Source organism: Kiloniellales bacterium (genome assembly GCA_030064845.1).
Taxonomy (GTDB): domain Bacteria; phylum Pseudomonadota; class Alphaproteobacteria; order Kiloniellales; family JAKSDN01; genus JASJEC01.
Window position 1 is genome coordinate 40,021 of sequence record JASJEC010000003.1, and the last position, 17,219, is coordinate 57,239.

At 67.1% G+C, this 17,219-nt stretch carries 17 protein-coding genes; 7 read left to right on the plus strand and 10 right to left on the minus strand.

What is annotated here, in order from left to right:
- Positions 1-396 precede the first annotated feature (396 nt).
- Positions 397-1,272 (plus strand): DUF2336 domain-containing protein, encoded by an 876-nt coding sequence (locus QNJ67_01795; protein ID MDJ0607682.1) that lies wholly within the window; start codon positions 397-399, stop codon positions 1,270-1,272.
- A 366-nt stretch (positions 1,273-1,638) separates the two neighbouring features.
- On the opposite strand, the gene QNJ67_01800 is transcribed toward QNJ67_01795, so the two are convergent.
- Both QNJ67_01800 and QNJ67_01805 read right to left on the minus strand, forming a co-directional pair.
- The gene (locus QNJ67_01800) at positions 1,639-2,445 is read right to left on the minus strand and encodes a PhnD/SsuA/transferrin family substrate-binding protein (protein MDJ0607683.1); all 807 of its coding nucleotides are present in this window, start codon (positions 2,443-2,445) and stop codon (positions 1,639-1,641) included.
- A complete protein-coding gene (locus QNJ67_01805) occupies positions 2,442-3,314 on the minus strand; it encodes a helix-turn-helix domain-containing protein (GenBank protein ID MDJ0607684.1) in 873 nt (290 codons plus the stop codon). The genes QNJ67_01800 and QNJ67_01805 overlap by 4 nt, the downstream gene beginning before the upstream one ends.
- Before the next feature lie 169 nt (positions 3,315-3,483).
- On the opposite strand from QNJ67_01805, the gene QNJ67_01810 reads away from it, so the two are divergent.
- The 5 genes from QNJ67_01810 (at position 3,484) to QNJ67_01830 (ending at position 8,826) form a co-directional block, all read left to right on the plus strand.
- The gene (locus QNJ67_01810) at positions 3,484-4,473 is read left to right on the plus strand and encodes a fatty acid desaturase (GenBank protein ID MDJ0607685.1); all 990 of its coding nucleotides are present in this window, start codon (positions 3,484-3,486) and stop codon (positions 4,471-4,473) included.
- 80 nt (positions 4,474-4,553) lie between these two features.
- Positions 4,554-5,888 (plus strand): FAD-binding oxidoreductase, encoded by a 1,335-nt coding sequence (locus tag QNJ67_01815; GenBank protein ID MDJ0607686.1) that lies wholly within the window; start codon positions 4,554-4,556, stop codon positions 5,886-5,888.
- Positions 5,885-7,432, plus strand: coding sequence for an aromatic amino acid ammonia-lyase (locus QNJ67_01820; protein MDJ0607687.1), 1,548 nt, complete (start codon positions 5,885-5,887; stop codon positions 7,430-7,432). Before QNJ67_01815 ends, QNJ67_01820 begins: the two co-directional genes overlap by 4 nt.
- Before the next feature lie 73 nt (positions 7,433-7,505).
- The gene (locus QNJ67_01825; GenBank protein MDJ0607688.1) at positions 7,506-8,153 is read left to right on the plus strand and encodes a putative 2OG-Fe(II) oxygenase; all 648 of its coding nucleotides are present in this window, start codon (positions 7,506-7,508) and stop codon (positions 8,151-8,153) included.
- Positions 8,154-8,223: 70 nt separating this feature from the next.
- Complete coding sequence (locus QNJ67_01830) at positions 8,224-8,826, plus strand: hypothetical protein (GenBank protein MDJ0607689.1); 603 nt, start codon at positions 8,224-8,226, stop codon at positions 8,824-8,826.
- A 12-nt stretch (positions 8,827-8,838) separates the two neighbouring features.
- Here the strand turns inward: QNJ67_01830 and QNJ67_01835 are convergent, their stop codons facing one another.
- Positions 8,839-9,840 carry an ornithine cyclodeaminase family protein gene (locus QNJ67_01835; protein MDJ0607690.1) on the minus strand — a complete coding sequence of 334 codons (1,002 nt, stop codon included), beginning with the start codon at positions 9,838-9,840 and terminating at the stop codon, positions 8,839-8,841.
- Positions 9,841-9,846: 6 nt separating this feature from the next.
- Positions 9,847-11,229: a formimidoylglutamate deiminase gene (locus QNJ67_01840; protein MDJ0607691.1), complete on the minus strand. Its 1,383-nt coding sequence runs from the start codon at positions 11,227-11,229 to the stop codon at positions 9,847-9,849.
- A gap of 254 nt (positions 11,230-11,483) precedes the next feature.
- Here QNJ67_01840 and hutI point away from each other — a divergent pair, with 254 nt between their 5' ends.
- On the plus strand, positions 11,484-12,713 hold the full coding sequence (gene hutI / locus QNJ67_01845; GenBank protein ID MDJ0607692.1) for an imidazolonepropionase: 1,230 nt from the start codon (positions 11,484-11,486) through the stop codon (positions 12,711-12,713).
- Here the strand turns inward: hutI and hutG are convergent.
- The 6 genes from hutG to infA form a co-directional block, all read right to left on the minus strand.
- Entirely contained in the window at positions 12,710-13,513 is an 804-nt protein-coding gene (hutG, locus tag QNJ67_01850) for an N-formylglutamate deformylase (GenBank protein MDJ0607693.1), read from the minus strand. The two genes, hutI and hutG, sit on opposite strands and share 4 nt — an antisense overlap.
- Before the next feature lie 265 nt (positions 13,514-13,778).
- Positions 13,779-14,783 (minus strand): trypsin-like peptidase domain-containing protein, encoded by a 1,005-nt coding sequence (locus tag QNJ67_01855; protein MDJ0607694.1) that lies wholly within the window; start codon positions 14,781-14,783, stop codon positions 13,779-13,781.
- Complete coding sequence (gene yacG / locus QNJ67_01860) at positions 14,770-14,985, minus strand: DNA gyrase inhibitor YacG (protein MDJ0607695.1); 216 nt, start codon at positions 14,983-14,985, stop codon at positions 14,770-14,772. The genes QNJ67_01855 and yacG overlap by 14 nt, the downstream gene beginning before the upstream one ends.
- Positions 14,986-15,088: 103 nt before the next feature.
- The gene (locus QNJ67_01865; GenBank protein MDJ0607696.1) at positions 15,089-16,291 is read right to left on the minus strand and encodes a ribonuclease E/G; all 1,203 of its coding nucleotides are present in this window, start codon (positions 16,289-16,291) and stop codon (positions 15,089-15,091) included.
- Positions 16,288-16,920, minus strand: coding sequence for a Maf family protein (locus QNJ67_01870; protein MDJ0607697.1), 633 nt, complete (start codon positions 16,918-16,920; stop codon positions 16,288-16,290). The genes QNJ67_01865 and QNJ67_01870 overlap by 4 nt, the downstream gene beginning before the upstream one ends.
- A 15-nt stretch (positions 16,921-16,935) precedes the next feature.
- Positions 16,936-17,154 carry a translation initiation factor IF-1 gene (gene infA, locus QNJ67_01875; GenBank protein MDJ0607698.1) on the minus strand — a complete coding sequence of 73 codons (219 nt, stop codon included), beginning with the start codon at positions 17,152-17,154 and terminating at the stop codon, positions 16,936-16,938.
- Between the last annotated feature and the right edge of the window lie 65 nt (positions 17,155-17,219).

Consider the following 17,219-nt stretch of genomic DNA (forward strand, 5'->3'; position numbering starts at 1 on the left):
CTCATAGAACCGAATACCCAAGAAGCCGTTAATCTTGAGAATCTGCGGTCCTATAGCCCCCAAAACGCGCTGAAATAAAATCAACACGGGAATATGACGGAAAGAAATTAAATAAAATGTAAAAAACTCGTAAAAAAGAAAAACATCTTTCGTGAATTTTACTCAAAATTGCCCAAGAAATCCGTTTAATTTCAAGGATCTTTCCAGTCCAAGCTTACGCAAATTTTATATTTTGTTATTATATTCAATGCGATAACACTTGCACCCTTCACTGAATGTTAACGGTCAACCGCCCAGATTCGCCATCCATGCTGCGCGCTGGCCCCATAGTCCCTGCGTTCTCCCTGCGAGACGGGCCGGCGCGTAGAAGTGAACAAGCAGGCGTAAAAACAACGAATGGCTGACGTCGGACAGAGACATCACGCAACGCCCAAGCGGAGTCCCGGCGAAGCCGACGCCGGGATGGAGCGGCAGCCAACAGGCATGCCGCGCGACCCCTTCGACGTGGCACCGCTGTTGCGTAGATCCTTCGTCCGCCACCTGAAGAACGTGCCCTACCTGCCGCCTGGACTCGCACAAACTCTCGCCCGCGACGTCGAAACCGTGGCACTCGACACGGTCAGAATTGACGAGCCCAAGGGCGCTGGCGGGACAGCGCACCGCAACGTGGGCCCGAACGGCCAGGGGTCGGTCGATCCGATGCTGTCGCCAATGGACGGCGTAGCGGAGTCGGTCTACGCGCTTTCCTGCCTGCTCCGAGACCTGCTGATCGTTCGGCACAGCCTGCCGCAGGAACTGGCCGACCGGATTACGCAGCACGGTCGCGAGGGCACTCTGATCGAGGCCGCCAAGCAAGATCCTAGCGGTGAGAACCTGAAGGGCGTGGTGACCTATCTCGCCGACCACGACGGCCTCACGGCGAGCCTCTTGCTGCGCTCCCTCTGTCTGGGACAGATGGACCTCTTCGAGATTGCCGTCGCAAACCGGGCCGGGATCGGCGTGGATGAGGCGCGGCGGAAGATCCGCGACCCCGACCGCGTACCCTTCTCCGAGCTCTACGAACAGGCCGGCCTTCCGCCCGGTCTCTATCGCGCGTTCCGCGCTGCCGTGAAGGTCCACCGACGGGTGAACGGCACAAAAGACGGCAAGTGGCAGCCCAACGACACGAACCAGGTCATCGAAAGCCTGGTCAAGGAGTACGAGTACCTCGGTCCGGAGGATCTCGAGCACGTGCTCAGCCAGCTTGCCCGCGAGGCCTTCCCGACCGCCTGAGCGCGGCCCCGCCACAACACCCCTGATCCCGAATCCGCTCTACATCCTAGGGGTAGAGCAGATTCACGCGATTGAACGCCTTCACAATTTTGAAGTCGACAAGCGGGGATTTGAGTATTATTGTTGATAAATGTAGTATAAATATTTCTATATTGACATTGTGAAATTATTGTGCAATTTATAGTGCGTGATTAGCGGAGTGGCCTGGGCGTTTTTCAGTCGTTGAGTTTCCCGGGACACTGCAGGGACTGCTAGTTTTGAGTTAAGGGGAGAACTCCGCGTAGCCTGTCCCTCTCCAGGCTTTACCGGGGTCGAGGTGAAAGGGTCGAAACCTGGTTTCGGCCCTTTCCCGGTTTCGGCTGTCGCTCAGACGAGTTGGGGATAGCCGAGGGAGCGGGCTTCCTCCTCCATGCGGCGAATCACGCCATAGGCCTCTTCCGGCACCACCACCACGTCGTCGATCAGCAGCGCCCGCCGCAGTTCCTCGAGCACCGGATCCGCCGCGGCCGCCCGCAGGGCCGCCTGCAGGCGCTCGACCACCCCCGCTTCCTCGCCGGCCCGGGTCACGAAGGGAAGGGCCGGCGCCGCATCGCTTACCGTCAGAACCCGCAAGCCGGCGACCGCGCTCGGCTCGTGGCGCGCGGCGAGCGCGTGGGTCACGCAATCGACAGCGACCAGATCGACCCGGCCGCTCTGGAGCGCCTCGAGCGAGGCCGGGTGGCCACCGGTTTCCAAGGTCCCGCCGAAGAACGGCCCGCCCCGGGCAAGCGGCGCCACCATATGCCTGAGCGCGTTGTAGCCCGATTGGGAGTCGCGCCCGTTGTAGCCGCAGATCCGTCCCGCCATGTCCGCCAATGACACCGCCGTCTCGCCTTCGCGCACCAGGATTAGGCTGCGGTAGTTCGGCCCCTCACATCCCGGGGCCTGGTAAACTGGCGTCGCCACTAGGGTGACCGCGCCTTTCAGACCGTGGAGCAAGGGATAGCCGCAGGTCTGGCTGAACAGCAGGCGCGGGTCGGTCCAATGGTCGTGCAGCGCGGAACCGCGGACCAAGGCCTCCGGGACGTCGGAAATCCCCGCCTCACGAAAGGCGGCTGCCAGCGCCGACCACCAAGCGTCGGTGACCGGGCGCAGGGCTTCCAGATCATACATCGGCAGGCTGGCGAGCCTCATGGCGCGCCGGCGACGGCCGAAGCCTCGCACTGCGGCAGCAGGCTCTCCAGGTAGGCGCCGACATCCGGCGGCTGCACCGCGGCCGCGCGGATCAGATTGTCGAAATGCTCGGTCAGCTCGCGAATGTGTTCCGTGGAGTTGTAGACGAAGTACATGTTGCCGACGTAGACCGCCGCGCGCTTCGGACCAAAGATGGTCATCGGCACACAGTACTCCCGGAGTGCGTCGAAGAGGAACCAGCGGAACGTCGGGTAGAGCTCGCGCAGCAGCTCCACCATGAGCTCGATCTGTGACCGGCGGGTCTCCAGCGGCAGGGCGCGCCAGATGCCCTCCCCCCTGGCGAAGCCCTCGATCGACTGGAAGGAGCTGCATACCTCCATGTCGGTCTCCGGACGCCGGCTGTAGGCGAGGCGCTCCTCTGCCTCCTGCAGCCTCGCCTGAGGCACGCGGCTGCCCTTGCCGATGAACTCGAACTCGATCACCTCCTCGGACTTCAAGAGGTCAGGCAGGGTGGTCGGCACGTAGCGAATCTTGTAGCCCACCGCCTCGCTGTGCCAGCGCCGCAGGCGCTCGTCGGCCGGCGAACCGGCACCGGTCTCGATCTCGAGGTCCTGGTTGACCACGTCGGTCCCCACCTGGCCCTCCTGGCTGAGGCCCAGGAGCCAGTCGACGCTGACCTTCTCGGCCGCCGCAATGGCGGCGATGGTCTCGGCCCGGGGCAGGCGCAAGTTCGACGCCGCCAGAAGCTGCGACAACGTCGAGCGGTCCAGTCCGATCCTCGCGGCGAAGGCGGAGCGCGTCTGCCCCGAGCGCTCGATCACCTCGGCGAGCCGGCGCCGGAAGACCTCGACCGTTTCTCTCCTGTCCAAGTTCCCGCCCCAGTTTGCGGCAATCAACTGTTCTCTATTGTGAGCATATGATGTGGATTGTCAACATACCGTATATTTGGTGATCAATTGCTTCATTTTGTGCGCATTCCCACGTGGTCAGATGTGAATTCTTGGGCTAGCCTTGTCGGGTAGCGTGGAGCGATAAGAAATGAAAAGTCAGCAAGTTAGCGAAGGAGCCTTCGATAAGAACCAGAGGATCGAGTGGCCGACCCTGTGCCTTCTGATCGGCACCTATGGATCCTTTGCTGCCGTGACTTGGTTCTACCACGACCTGCCCTGGTGGGTCGTCCTGCCGCTCGGAGGCTTGCTGACCTGCCTCCACGGCTCACTCCAGCACGAGACCGTCCATGGCCACCCGACACCCTGGCCATGGCTGAACGAGCTGCTGGTCTTTCCCAGCCTCTGGCTCTGGATGCCCTACCGGCTCTATCGCCGCGACCATCTTCAGCATCACCGCAACGCCTATCTGACCGAGCCGGCAATGGATCCGGAGTCCTATTACCTCGCGCCGACCGATTGGGCGCAGCGCGGACCCTTGGGCCGCGCCCTGCTCTGGAGCATGAATTCCCTTCTCGGCCGGCTCTTGCTGGGTCCGCCGGTGGCGGCTCTCAGGGTCGCCGGGCGCGGTCTGGCGCAGCTGGCACGAGGCCGCGCCGACGATGTGGACATCTGGCTGCGCCACGGCGTCTCGGTCGCCCTGGTTCTGGCCTGGGTCATCGGCGTCTGCGGCATCCCCCTGGGCGAATATCTGCTGTTCTTCGCCTATCCCGGCACGTCCGTCACTATGCTGCGGTCGTTCCTGGAACACCGGGCCCACGACGACGAGGCCCAGCGCACCGTGGTCGTCGAGGCCGGCCCCTTCTGGTCTCTTCTGTTTCTGAACAATAACTTGCACGCCCTGCATCACGCAGCGCCGACACTGGCCTGGTACGCGTTGCCGGCGCGCTACCGTGCCGAGCGGGACGGCATCCTGGCGCGCAACGGCGGCTACCTCTACCGGGGTTACGGCGAAGTGTTCCGCCGCCATTTCCTGCGGGCCAAGGAACCGCCGCTCCATCCCTACTACCACACCGTTCCCTTCGCCAAGCTGCGCACCGCCAACGACAGCGAAGCGCCCGAGACTGAACGGGTGGCCTGAAAGCGGGCGGAGCGACCCTGACGCCGGGCCGCGCATCTGTTATAGCGTGACGCGAAGATCTCGACGGGGAGACAGAGGACATGGGCGTGCTTCCGCAACAGACGACCTATCTCGTGATCGGCGCCGGCGTTCACGGCCTCTCCACGGCCTGGCACCTCGCCATGGAACTCAAGGACCGGGGCAAGGGCTCCGGGGGCGATATCGTGGTGGTCGACAAGACCGCCCCCGGTGCCGGCGCCACGGGGATCGCCTGCGGCTGTGTGCGCAACTTCTACATGACGGAACCGATGCACGCCCTGATGCGGCATTCCGCGGACGTCTGGATGTCCGACCCGATCCGGCTCGGCTTTCAACAAGTCGGCTACATCTCCGCGGGAGAAGAGAACCAGCAGGCTGACTACGAGCGCATCGTGGCCAACCAGAACGCCGTCGGCTACCACTCGGAGCTCTATGTCGGACAGGACGCCAGGAGCTTTCTCAAGTCGATCTGGCCCGACTTCAACGTGAGCGAGATCGGCGTTTGCCACTTCGAGCAGCCTTCGGGCTACGCCGGCACACGCCAGGCCGTCGCGGGGATGGCCGAGAAATGCGCCGAGCAGGGCGTCCGGGTGCTCTCGGGCATCGAGGTCGAGGGCTATGAGGTGACCAACGGCCAGATCAGCAAGGTACGGACCAGCGCGGGCGAGATCACCTGCGACGTGGCGGTGATCTGCGTCGGCGCCTGGATCGGCAAGCACTGGGAGATGCTCGGCCGGCCGATGAAACTGGACTGCGCCTACCCCGACGGCGAGACGGTCGAGAAGGACATGTGGACCTACTGGCGCCTGCTGGAGGGCGAGGTCTATTTCGACCAGCCCTACCGGACGTCCGACGACAAGGACCCGCCGGTGCTCCACGTCGAGCTGATGAACACGCCGGTGATCAACGAGCAGACCGGCAAGGAGATGGACGACCACCTCTACGTCTACTGGAAGAACGGCGCGGAGCGCATGGACCGTCCGGGCATTCAGGGCGGCACGATCCCGATCCAGATCGGGCCCGACGCGACGATCGAGCCCTATGGTCACGCCAACGACGCCTACCAGGCCGACCCCTGGTTCCCGGACTACATGACGTCGGCCATGGGCCACCTGATGGCGCGTTTCAAAGGCCATCGCCGGAAGTTCCGGGACCGGCGCAACGGCGGCATCGGCGCCTTCACGCCCGACAATGTGCCGGTCTTCGACTGGGTGCTGCCGAACGCCTACGTGATCGCGGACTCGAACCACGGCTTCAAGCTGGCCGGCGTCGGCAAGCTGGTCGCCAGGCTCCTGGCCGGCGACAACAAGGTCTCGGAGCTGGAGCCCTTCACCTTCTCGCGCTTCGCGGAGGGCCAGACCTTCGGCTCCTCTAACAGCCACTGTCCCTGGGTGTGAGCCCCGAGGCCGTGGTCCACGAGCCCCTGGTGCTGACCGGGCGCGACCTCGCGCCCAGCTCCCTCGCGGCCGTCGCCGAGGCGGGTCGCCCCGTGGGCCTGGCGCCCGAGGCGCTGAACCGCATGGCCGCAGCCCGGGCGGTCGTCGAGGGCCATCTCGCGCGCAACGAGCCGGTCTACGGCCTGACCACCGGCCTGGGGTCGCGAGTGACGCATCGCCTGCCGCGCGAGGCGCTTGCCGCCTTCTCGGTCCAGACCGTCAGGGGCAGGGCCAACGCTGTCGGGCCCCGCCTGCCCGCCCCCGTGGTCCGGGCGGTCATGCTGGCCCGGCTCAACGGCCTGCTGGCCGGCGGCTCCGGCGCCGCCCCAGAAGTGGCCGAGCAGCTCGCCCTCTTTCTCAACCGCGGCCTCCATCCCGCGATCCCCTCGATCGGCTCGATTGGCGCCGGCGATCTCTGCGTCCTCGCCCACCTGGGCCTCGCCCTGATCGGCGACGCGGAGGCCGAGATCGAGGTCGAGGGCCGCACCCTGCCCGCCCCCGAGGCCCTGGCGCAGGCCGGGGTCGAGGCGCTCTCGCTCGGCCCCAAGGACGGGCTGGCGATCTGCAACGCCTCGGCCTTCACGACCGGCCAGGCGGCTCTGGCGATCTCCCGGACGAACGACCTGCTGGAGATCCTGCAGGTCTCGGCGGCGCTCTCCATGGAGGGCTTCCGGGCCAACCTGAGCCCGCTCGACCCGCGCGCCGCAGCGGCGCGGCCGGCGCCGGGCCAGGCCTGGGCGGCGGAACAGCTGATGAAGCTCCTGGCCGGCGGCGCGCTCACCCAGACCGGCGCCGCCAGGCGCCTGCAGGATCCGATCAGCCTGCGCTGCGTCGCCCAGGTGCACGGCAGCCTGAAAGCCGCGCTCGACTTTGCCCTCCCGGCCGTCGCCGCAGAGCTCAACGGCACGTGCGACAACCCCCTGGTCCTCGCCGACGACGACGCGATCATCTCGACCGGCAACTTCCATACCCCGGCCCTGGCGCTCGCCCTGGAGACGCTTTCCCAGGCCGTCGCCCAGGTCGCTTCGCTCTCGGTCAGCCGAACCTGCCGGCTGCTGATCGAGCGTCTTTCCGGGCTGCCGGCGAACCTCTCGGTGCACGGTCCGACCAGCTCAGGCTTCGCGCCCCTGCTCAAGGTCGCCGAGGCCCTGCTCCAGGAGATCCGCCACAAGGCCCAGCCCGCGCCGGCCGACCTGCGCTGGGCCGCCGACGGGGTGGAGGACGACCTGACCAACGCTCCGCTGGCCGCGCGCAAGCTGGCCGAATCCCTCGACCGCCTGGTCCTGGTCGCCGCCTGTGAGCTGATCGTCGCCGCCCAGGCCGCAGAGCTGGCGAAGCCCGAGGCGCTCGGCCGCGGCACGGCCGCCGCTCTCGCCGTGGTGCGCAAGTTCGTCCCGCCGCTGGACGAGGACCGCCCCCACGGGCGAGAGGTCGAGCGGCTGGCCCAAGAGGCGCTCGACTCGGGCCGCCTTTCGGGCGAGATCCGGACGGCGCTGGGATCGTGACCGCCGCCCCGCCGATTTGCTTCTCGCGCCCGTCTCGCATATCTACGACGGCTAGGTTCCTTAAGGGAAAGTCATGATCACCCTCGACTTGCCGCTCTGGCCCGAGCGCCAGCCAATCCATGCCATCGAGGCCGCGATCGTCCAGACACAGTTCGACGACCTGGTCCCGCACCACGGTCCGATCATTAAGCGGGTCTTGCAGGAAGAGGACGCCGCCAAGCACTTGCGGCCCTCGGTCGGGGCGCAGTTGAAGTGCTCCAAGATCCGGCGGCCGGACCTCTGGGGTCTGCCCGAGTTCGATCTGCTCAACGCCCGGGCCCAGGCGCTGTTCCGCCTGGTGCTCAAGACCGAAAAGGTCGCGACCGACGCCTGCTGGGCCAACGTCTACCGGAAATGGTCCGCGATCAGCCCGCACAGCCACCGGCGCGCCATGGCGAGCCTGGTCTACTGCCTCGACGACGGCGGCGCCGACGCGGACAACCCGGAGAGCGGCCAGTTCGCCTTCGTCGACCCGCGCCTCCAGGCCTGCTGCCCCTTCGAGGAGGGCCGCGTGACCAACGCGCTCTGCCCCGAATTCCGACCCGGCACCATGCTGATCTTTCCTGGCCAGACCGTGCACTACGTCAAGCTCTTTACGGGCCCGAGGCCGCGCATCACAGCGTCCTGGAACATGAACCTGGAGCCGCTGCCCGACGTGATGGAGGGCCAGCGCCCGGTCTGACCGGCGCCGATTGCATGGCCGGCCGGCTTGGGGCAAGGTGCCGGGCGAAATCGCCAAGAAAGGTCGTATCGTGGGACGTTTCGCCGAGGAAGGCTACGAGGTGTTCCGGGGCTTCGTGCCGCCGGATCTCTGCCGCTTCCTCAGCCTCAACTACCACATCCTGGTGCAGAACAACTACCTGGCCTACAACGACGGCCAGGTCGAGCGCGGCTACGCGGCCTACGGGCTGCCGATCTCGGAAAGCCTGCTGGACAGTTTCGTCGAGCCGCTCTCGCGGGGCGTCGGCAGGCCGCTCTTCCCGACCTATTCCTACACCCGCTTCTACATCAAGGACGCGGTCCTGGCGCCGCACCTCGACCGGCCGTCCTGCGAGATCAGCGCAACGCTCACCATCGACCACAGCGGCGGCGAGCCCTGGCCCATCTTCATCCAGAACAAGCGGGAAGAAGACGTGGCGGTCGCGCTGCAGAGGGGCGACATCCTGGTCTACCGAGGCGCCGAGCGGAGACACTGGCGCGAGCCCCTGGCCGACGAGTGGCAGATCCAGGTCTTCCTCCACTTCGTCGACCAGGAAGGACCCTACGCCAAGTTCAAGTTCGACACCCGGCCCCGCCTGGGCGCGCCTTTCGAGTCCCGGCGCGCCGAGCTGCGACCCAAGACCCAGCAAGCTTAGAGCAGGTTCACGCTACGCGAAGCGCAGCTTCTGGCCGACCCCCAGACGGGCCGCCTTCTCCAGCATGGCGGCGCCCAGCGCGATGTCCGAGAGTGACAGGCCGCGGTGCCAGAACAGGATCGTCTCCTCCTCGCTCTCGCGGCCCGGCAGACCGCCGGCGACGACCTGGCAGAGCTCGCCGTGCAGCTTGTCGTCGTCCAGCTTGCCGGCGTCGGCGTGGGCGCGCAGCGAGCCGAAGCGCCCGGCGTGGATCTGACCCTTGTCGTCGACCAGGATCTTGTTCATCACATCGGTCAGCGAGAGCTCGACCGCGCTGATCGTGCCGTAGGGCACGACCAGGTTGCCCGGCTTCACCCAGGCAGTCTTGAAGTGCGGTTCCGGCTTCTCCAGGCGCGAGGCCTCGACCTGGATGTCGGCGTCCTTCAGGCAGGCTTCCCAGGTGTCCACCGCGCGCACGGTCTTGCCGAGATCTTCGCTCAGCCGTGCAGCGAAGGCCTCGCGGCTCTCCGGCCGGCGCGAGTGGACCCGGATCTCCTCGAAGTCGAAGAGATGGTCGAGCAGGCGCACGTTCCAGTAGGACGAGCCCCGGGCGCCGATGTGTCCCAGCACCTTGGAGTTTCGCCGCGCCAGGTACTTGGCGCCGAGCGCTGTCATGGCGCCTGTGCGCATGTCGGTGATCGCCGAGGCGTCGAGCAGGGCCACCGGCATGCCGCAGCGCGGGTCGAAGAGATTGAGGAACGCCATCTCCGAGGGCAGACCGCGTTTGTAGTTGTCGATGTAGTCGCCGACGATCTTGACCCCGGCCACGTTCAGCGGCGCGACATAGCCGCGCAGAACGTTGAAGTGGCCGCGGAAGGCCGGGTCGGGCTGCAGGTGGACCCGCGGCTCGATCACCGTCTCGCCCTTTCCCTGGGCAGCCAGCCCGCCCTCCACCGCGCCGAGGATCTCGTCGTCGGTCATGGCGAGGCCGTCGATGTCGGGTCCGTTCAGGTAGGTGAAGTGGATTTCCTGCATTGCGCCCTAGGCACCCCCAAGCTGATCCGTGGCCCGGCGGTAGGCGGCGAGAACGGCGTCCTCGGCATCGTGGCGCCCGTCGCGGACGACCCAGCGTCCGCCCACCATCACGTCCTTGACCGGGTTATGGTTGCCCGCGAAGACCAGCGCATCCAGCAAGGTCTTTGGACCGTGGCCGACCAGGCTCGGGCAATCGGGATCGAGCACCAGCAGGTCGGCCCGGCTGCCTTCCTGAAGGCGGCCGATCGGCCGCCCGAGCGCCTGCGCCCCGCCCGCCAGGGCACCCTCGTAGAGCCGCCGGCCGAGAGAGCTGCCCGGCTCCGCCGCCAGCAGATTGCGGCGCCGATGGGTCAGACGCTGGCCGTACTCGAGCCAGCGCAGCTCTTCCAGAGGACTGACCGAGACGTGGCTGTCCGAACCGATCCCGAAGCGGCCTCCCGCGTCCAGGAAGGCCCCGGCGGGAAACAGGCCGTCGGCCAGGTTGGCCTCGGTGGTCGGGCAAAGGCCGGCGACGGCGCCGCAGCGGGCCAGGGCCTCGACCTCCGCCTCATCGATATGGGTCGCGTGGACCAGGCACCAGCTCGAGCCGACCGGACATTCGTCCAGCAGCCAAGCGACCGGGCGGCGCCCCGACCAGGCGAGGCATTCCTCGACTTCCCTGGTCTGCTCGGCGACGTGGATGTGGACCGGCACCCGGGCCGCCTCGGCACCCAGGCCCGCCAGGACGGCGCGAAGCGTTTCGGGGGTGACCGCCCGCAGGGAGTGCGGGGCGATGCCGACGGCAATCTGCGGGTCGGAGCCCGCGGTCTCTCTAACCTCCTCAACAAGAGCCAGGAAACGTTGGGGATCGTTGAGAAATCGCCGTTGACCCCGACCGGCGGCAGCGCCGCCGAAGCCGCCGTAACCGTAGAGCACGGGCAGGTGCGTGAGGCCGATCCCAGTCTGCCGGGCGGCTGCCAGGACTCGGTGCGACAGCTCCGCCAGATTGTCGTAGGGCCCGCCGTCGGGCCGGTGATGCAGATAGTGGAACTCGCCGACCGCGGTGTAGCCGGCCTTCAGCATCTCGACATAGAGCTGCGCGGCGATGGCACCGACGTGTTCCGGCCCCAGCCGCTCGACGAAGCGATACATGACGTCGCGCCAGGTCCAGAAGCTGTCCTCGCCCGGCCCGGCGCGTTCCGTCAGGCCGGCCATGGCGCGCTGGAACGCATGGCTGTGCAGGTTCGGCATACCCGGCACGACCGGCCCGGCGAGCCTGCTCGCCTCCCCCGGGGTGTCGGCCGGCGCAACGCCGAGGAAGAATCCGTCACTGTCGACGGTCAGGCGAACGTCGCGGCGCCAGCCTTCCGGCAGCAGCGCCAAGTCGGCGTGGTAGGCCCTCTGGCTCATGTTTTCCCAGAACAGGAGGCGACGGCGCTGATGTTTCCACAGGACCGCGCCGCGAGAAAGGGCGAACTGCCCGGGCATGCAGGCTTCAAACCCGTGAATGCACCGAGGGCGATTCCCATGCACCCCGATCTGCTCTAACTGAATGATGTGGATCGGATTCACATGTTTAGACGGAAGCAGGACCTGCTTCCGTCTAAACATGATCCGATCTAGGCTTCCGGCGTGAGGCAGGACCCAGCAAGGCGGGAATCATCATGGTGTGGGACCGGATCTGGACCGACGGCCGTTTGGCCACCATGCGCGGCCCCGCCGGTTACGGCGCCATCGAGAACGCGGCGATCGCCTGCATGGAGGGGCGCATCGCCTGGGTCGGCCCCATGGCCAAACTGCCGGACGAGCCGGGCCGTCTCGCCCGGGAGGTCACGGCGCTTGATGGCCGCTGGGTCACGCCGGGGCTGATCGATTGCCATACGCATCTGGTTTACGGCGGCGATCGGGCGAAGGAGTTCGAGCTCCGCCAGCAGGGGGCCAGTTACGAAGAGCTGGCGCGCGCCGGCGGCGGCATCCTCTCGACCGTGACCGCGACCCGCGAGTCCAGCCCCGAGGCGCTCTTCCTGACTGCGGACCGCCGCCTCCAAGCTTTGATCGCCGAAGGCGTCACGACGGTGGAGATCAAGTCCGGCTACGGGCTCACCCTTGAAGACGAACTGAAGCAACTCGAGGTCGCGCGCCGGCTGGGCGAAGCCAGGCCCGTGACCGTCCGCACCAGCTTCCTGGGCGCCCACGCCTTGCCGCCGGAGTTCGCCGGCCGGCCCGACGCCTACATCGCCGAAGTGGTCGCCATGATTCCGAAGGTCGCGACGTCCGGATTGGCTGATGCGGTCGACGCCTTCTGCGAAGGTATCGGTTTCAGCCGCCAGCAGACGGCCGCGGTGTTCGACGCCGCCGCGGCGGCGGGACTGCCGGTCAAGCTCCATGCGGACCAGCTCTCCGATCTCGGCGGAGCCGCCCTGGCTGCCCACCATGGGGCGCTCTCGGCGGATCATCTCGAATACACCAGCCTCGAAGGCGTGCGCGCCATGGCCGAGGCCGGGACGGTCGCCGTCCTCTTGCCCGGCGCTTTCTACTGCCTGCGGGAGACCAAGCAGCCGCCGGTCCAGGCTCTCCGAGACTTCGAGGTGCCGATGGCCGTGGCGACCGATTCCAACCCGGGAAGCGCGCCCGTCTGCTCCCTGCTCCTGATGCTGAACATGGCCTGCACGTTGTTCCGCCTGACCGCGGAAGAGGCCCTGTCCGGCGTCACCCGTCACGCCGCGCGGGCCCTCGGTTTGAGCGAATCACACGGGACGCTGGAGACGGGCAAAGCCGCCGATCTGGCGATCTGGGATATCGATCAACCCGCCGAGCTCGCGTATCGCATCGGCTTCAATCCCCTCCACCAGGCGGTCAAGGGCGGGGTCACCACGGTGGGAGGCGCTGTCTAGGGCCTGAGTTTCGCCAGCGCCCAGTCGAGCGCCGTGTCGAGCATCTGACGGAGCACCGGGCGAACCTGGGCACACTTGTCCATGTTCATGCCGTAGGGCGGATCCTCGTTCATGTAGGTGCTCTGGCTCAGCTCGAGTTGAACGGCGTGGACGCCGTTTTCCGGGTCGCCGTAGGTCCGCGTGATGTAGCCGCCCTTGAAGCGGCCATCGACGACGGAGCTGAAGCCCTCGGCCTGCTTGGCGACCAGCTTGAGCTGCACGATCAGGTCGCGCGCCGCCGACGTGCCGTCGACCGTCCCGATGTTGAAGTCCGGCAGCTTGCCGTCGAAGAAACGGGGAACCTCGCTGCGGATCGAATGGGCGTCCCACAGCACCGCGATGCCGTGGCGCGACTTGATGGTCTCGAGCTCCGCCTTCAATTTCTGATGGTATGGCCGCCAGACCTCTATCAGCCGCTTCGAGACTTCGTGGTCTTCGACCATCAAGAGGTATTTGTAGATGTTGTCCTGGGCGAAGGTCGTGGTCGGGCAGAGCTCGGTATTGCTCGCCTCGGGATAGAGCGGCTTGCTGTCCGGGTCGCGGTTCAGGTCGATCACGTAGCGCGAGTAGTTGGCCTGCAGCACAGATGCGCCCAAGTCATTGAGAAAGTTGTATAAGCGGTCCAGATACCAGTCGGTGTCCGGCAGCGCCCGCGCCTCGTCCGTCATGGCTGTCGAAACGGCCGTCGGCACGTGGGTTCCGATGTGCGGCATCGAGACCAAGAGGGGGCTTCGGCCCGGCAGGAAGAAATATGGTTCCATAGCGCCCAACTCCGGGGGTAATCGTTATCGTGCCCTTAATGCGTGTCTTTCGGCGCGCCGTTCATTACATGACAGCAAACGCCCGTTGATAAAGCCATAACGCCCGCCGGCGAGGGCCCGATAGGACTTCGGCCCTCGAACCCGCCCCGGACTGGCGCGCTACCGAGTAGCGCTACCGAGTCGGCGGCCATCGAATCGGCCTCGGCGAGACGCTACATCCGCCGGCACGCTCAGGCAATGCCGGGCGCGGCCCCGGGCTCCCATTCTAGGACCCCGGCAAGGGAAGAGTCAGGCTCAGGGTCAGGCTGCGGTTGTCCCGGGTAACCGCCAGCGTCAGGCTCGAGCCCGGCTTGGCCAACTGTATGGCCGCGGTCACGTCGCTCGCCTTGCGGATTCGCCGCTGGCCGATCCGGGTGACGATATCGCCTCGCCGCAGGCCGGCCGCCGCCGCGGGACCGTCCGGCAGGACCCCGCGCACCCGCGCGCCGGAGATGGTTTGGCGTTCCTCCCGCGTCAGCGGGATCACGCCGAAGCCGGGGCGGCTCCATGCGACCGAGCCTCGGGCGAGGAGATCGTCAACGACCCGGATTACAAGTGGCAGGGAAGCCGCAAAGTTGATCCCGATATCGCTGTCCGACTGGCCGGTGAAGATTGCCAGCACGACGCCGACCAGGCGGCCGTCGCCATCGACCAGCGCGCCACCCGACATACCCGGGTTGATCGCCGCATCGGTCTGAATGAAGTCCTCGATCGCGTTGAACCCCATGCCGGTGCGATTGAGGCCCGAGACGACGCCGCAACTCACCGAGAGGCCGGTGCCATAGGGGTTGCCGAGCGCGCAGACCGGTTCCCCCAGACCTGGCTCGGGGCCGCGCGGCAGAACGGGAAGGTCGGCCTCGATCTTCAGCAGGGCAAGATCCGTGGCCCCGTCCCGCGCCACCAGCGCCGCCGGCATCACCAGGCCGTCGGCGGTGCGGATCGAGATCTCGCTGGCCCGCTCCACCACGTGCAGAGCTGTGACCAGATAGCCGCCGGCGGCGATCGCCACGGCGGTGCCCTCCGGCTCCGAGGCGGAAGGCGGCCCCGACTCGCCGGCCTGGGCGTGGCCCGGCCAAACCGGCTGCACGGTGACCAGCGACCGGAACAGACTGTCGTCGACCGCGGCGCGCGCGCCGGGCAAAAAGACCAGCAGGGCGATCACGACCAGTACGAAATGGCAGGTTTGGACGGCCCAGTGCGGAACACGGTCGATCGCCCTAAGTCTCGTCATCGCGTCCGGTATCGCCATCCGCGGGGGCCTCGTCGGTGGGAATGCGATAGCTGCCGTTCAGCCAGTGCCCCAGATCGACCTGCTGGCAGCGGCGCGAGCAGAAAGGCCTGTAGTCCGGGACCGCCGGCTTGCCGCAATGCGGACAGGCGCGCTTGGTTTCCCGCCCCTTGGGAAAGGGAATGATCCGGGTTTCTTCAGCCATGACCGGAGACTAGAGCGGATACAGCCTGAATGGAACCGCTCCGAGTACCGTTCAAACGAGTGGATCTGGTCCGAATCCGATATCCAGAGCGAGGCCGCCGGGGTCAGGGCATATCCACCACCCGGTAGCCCTCCGCCCCCTCGGGCCGCTCCACGACGACGAGCGGCCGGCCCCAGCGTTCCTCCTGGGCCGCGCGCGCGGCCGACACGGGCCCGCTCAGCGCGGCAGCCACCTCGGGCGCCGCCGACAGCGCGAAGGCGTGGCCCGGCCTGGCGGCCGACTCTGCCGCGATTTGGCGCAAGGCTTCGTAGGCCAGGGTGACGGGATCCTTCTCCCGGCCGCCGCCGGCGATGCCGCAGGGCCGGGTGATCACCTCGTGCAGGGCCGGGCGGGCCCGGCGCCGGGTCATCTCGACCAGGCCCGAGCGGCTCATGGAAAAGACGCGGCCCGGTTCCGGATCGTTCGCCAGCGCGCGTTTCAGCGCCTCGACCACCCGGCGGCGCGCCTCCGGCTCGTCGAGTGTCAGAAAATCGATCACGATCAGGCCGGAGAGAGCGCGCAGACGGAGCTGCCGCGCGATCGCCTGCGCCGCCTCGAGATTGACGTCCATCGCCTGATTCTGCGCGCGGCCCGCGCCGCGGTGGCGCCCGCTGTTGACGTCGATGGCCGTCAGCGTGGCGACCGGTTCAACCAGCAGAAAGCCGCCAGATGGGAGGTCGACGCGCGGGATCAGCAAGGCCTCGATTTCCGCTTCGACGCCTTCCCGCTCGAACAGCGGCCCGGACCCCGGATCGAGGCGCAGCCGCGGCCAATCCTGCGCGCCGGCATCCTCCAGACGGCGCTTGACGTCGGCCAGGGCCGCCGAATTGTCGAACACGATCTCGTCCGGACCCGGTTCGGTGAAGACAAGGCGTTCGAGGGCGTCGTCGCCGCGGGCCAGGAGAGCCGGCGGGCGAGCTTCGCGAAGCCTGCGCTCGAGCCAGGCCGGCGGATGCTTGATCCTGCCGCTCAGCCTCGGCCCCTTGCCGTCCTCGCCGTCGCGCAGGACGCGCACGGCGAGCGCGTCGCCCTCGCTGAGGCCTTTCGGCGCTTCACTCAAGGGCAGGAAGCCGGCCCGCGCGGTCCCGATCTCGACGAAAGCGCCGTCGAGGGACTTCTCCACTTTGGTCACCCGGCCGTGGTAGAGGCTGCCGAGGCGGGAAGGACGGTCAGCCCGCTCTATGGCGAGATCTTCCAGGCGGTCGTCGACCAAGAGGGCCGCCCGCGTTTCCCCGGGCAGAGCCGAAACGAGCAGGCGACGGCTCATGGCCGAAAGCCCAGCCCGGACAGGAGCGCCATGGTCTCGGCGAGGGGCAGGCCGACGACGTTGTGGTAGGACCCGTTGATCCAGGGGATCAGGGCGCCCGCCCTGCCCTGGATCGCGTAGCCCCCGGCCTTGCCGCGCCATTCCTCGGTCGCGAGATAGCCATCGATCTCGGCTTCCGAGAGCCGCTTCATCTTCACCGACGTGGTCACCAGGCGAAGCGCCCGGCGCCCGTCGGGCGCGATCACGCAGAGTCCGCCCAACACCTTGTGCCGCCGCCCCGAAAGGCGTTCCAGGCAGGTCCGAGCGGTGGCCGCGTCCTCGGCCTTGGGCAGGATGCGCCGGCCGAGCGCGACGACCGTATCGGCGGCGAGGACGTAGTCGGCAGGATGGCGCGCCGCCACTGCCTGCGCCTTGGCCAGGGCCAGCCGGAGAGCATAGGCCGCGGGCAGCTCGGCCTTCCCGGGTGTCTCGTCGATATCCGCCGGATCGACCGAAGCGGGCTCGACACCGAGCTGCCTCAGCAGGTCGAGGCGGCGGGGCGAGGCCGACGCCAGCACCAGTCCGGACGAAGGTGCGGCGCCGGGCTTCGGGTCCGCTTTCTTGGCTTTTGTCTTGGCTCCGGCGCCCATCGCCGGCGGCCCTGATTACTTGAAACGGAAGGTTATGCGACCCTTGGTCAGATCATAGGGCGTCATCTCGACATTGACCCGGTCGCCCGCTAGAACGCGAATGCGGTTCTTGCGCATTTTGCCTGAGGTGTGTGCCAAAACCTCGTGTTCGTTGTCGAGCTTTACCCGGAACATCGCGTTCGGCAGTAGCTCGACCACGGTGCCTTGGAACTCGATCAGGTCTTCTTTCGCCATACACTCCCCTTAATGTTTCGCGGCAGCGCGATGTCCGCCCCGATCGGCGCAGCACACCCTGCGGC

Bases quoted from the DNA above. Each gene is read 5' to 3' on its own strand.
- hutI (MDJ0607692.1), top strand. From the start codon at position 11,484: ATGGTGTGGGACCGGATCTGGACCGACGGCCGTTTGGCCACCATGCGC.
- QNJ67_01825 (MDJ0607688.1), top strand. From the start codon at position 7,506: ATGATCACCCTCGACTTGCCGCTCTGGCCCGAGCGCCAGCCAATCCAT.
- QNJ67_01800 (MDJ0607683.1), bottom strand. From the start codon at position 2,445: ATGAGGCTCGCCAGCCTGCCGATGTATGATCTGGAAGCCCTGCGCCCG.
- QNJ67_01840 (MDJ0607691.1), bottom strand. From the start codon at position 11,229: ATGAGCCAGAGGGCCTACCACGCCGACTTGGCGCTGCTGCCGGAAGGC.
- QNJ67_01835 (MDJ0607690.1), bottom strand. From the start codon at position 9,840: ATGCAGGAAATCCACTTCACCTACCTGAACGGACCCGACATCGACGGC.
- hutG (MDJ0607693.1), bottom strand. From the start codon at position 13,513: ATGGAACCATATTTCTTCCTGCCGGGCCGAAGCCCCCTCTTGGTCTCG.
- QNJ67_01795 (MDJ0607682.1), top strand. From the start codon at position 397: ATGGCTGACGTCGGACAGAGACATCACGCAACGCCCAAGCGGAGTCCC.
- QNJ67_01815 (MDJ0607686.1), top strand. From the start codon at position 4,554: ATGGGCGTGCTTCCGCAACAGACGACCTATCTCGTGATCGGCGCCGGC.
- QNJ67_01810 (MDJ0607685.1), top strand. From the start codon at position 3,484: ATGAAAAGTCAGCAAGTTAGCGAAGGAGCCTTCGATAAGAACCAGAGG.
- infA (MDJ0607698.1), bottom strand. From the start codon at position 17,154: ATGGCGAAAGAAGACCTGATCGAGTTCCAAGGCACCGTGGTCGAGCTA.
- QNJ67_01855 (MDJ0607694.1), bottom strand. From the start codon at position 14,783: ATGACGAGACTTAGGGCGATCGACCGTGTTCCGCACTGGGCCGTCCAA.
- QNJ67_01870 (MDJ0607697.1), bottom strand. From the start codon at position 16,920: ATGGGCGCCGGAGCCAAGACAAAAGCCAAGAAAGCGGACCCGAAGCCC.
- QNJ67_01865 (MDJ0607696.1), bottom strand. From the start codon at position 16,291: ATGAGCCGTCGCCTGCTCGTTTCGGCTCTGCCCGGGGAAACGCGGGCG.
- yacG (MDJ0607695.1), bottom strand. From the start codon at position 14,985: ATGGCTGAAGAAACCCGGATCATTCCCTTTCCCAAGGGGCGGGAAACC.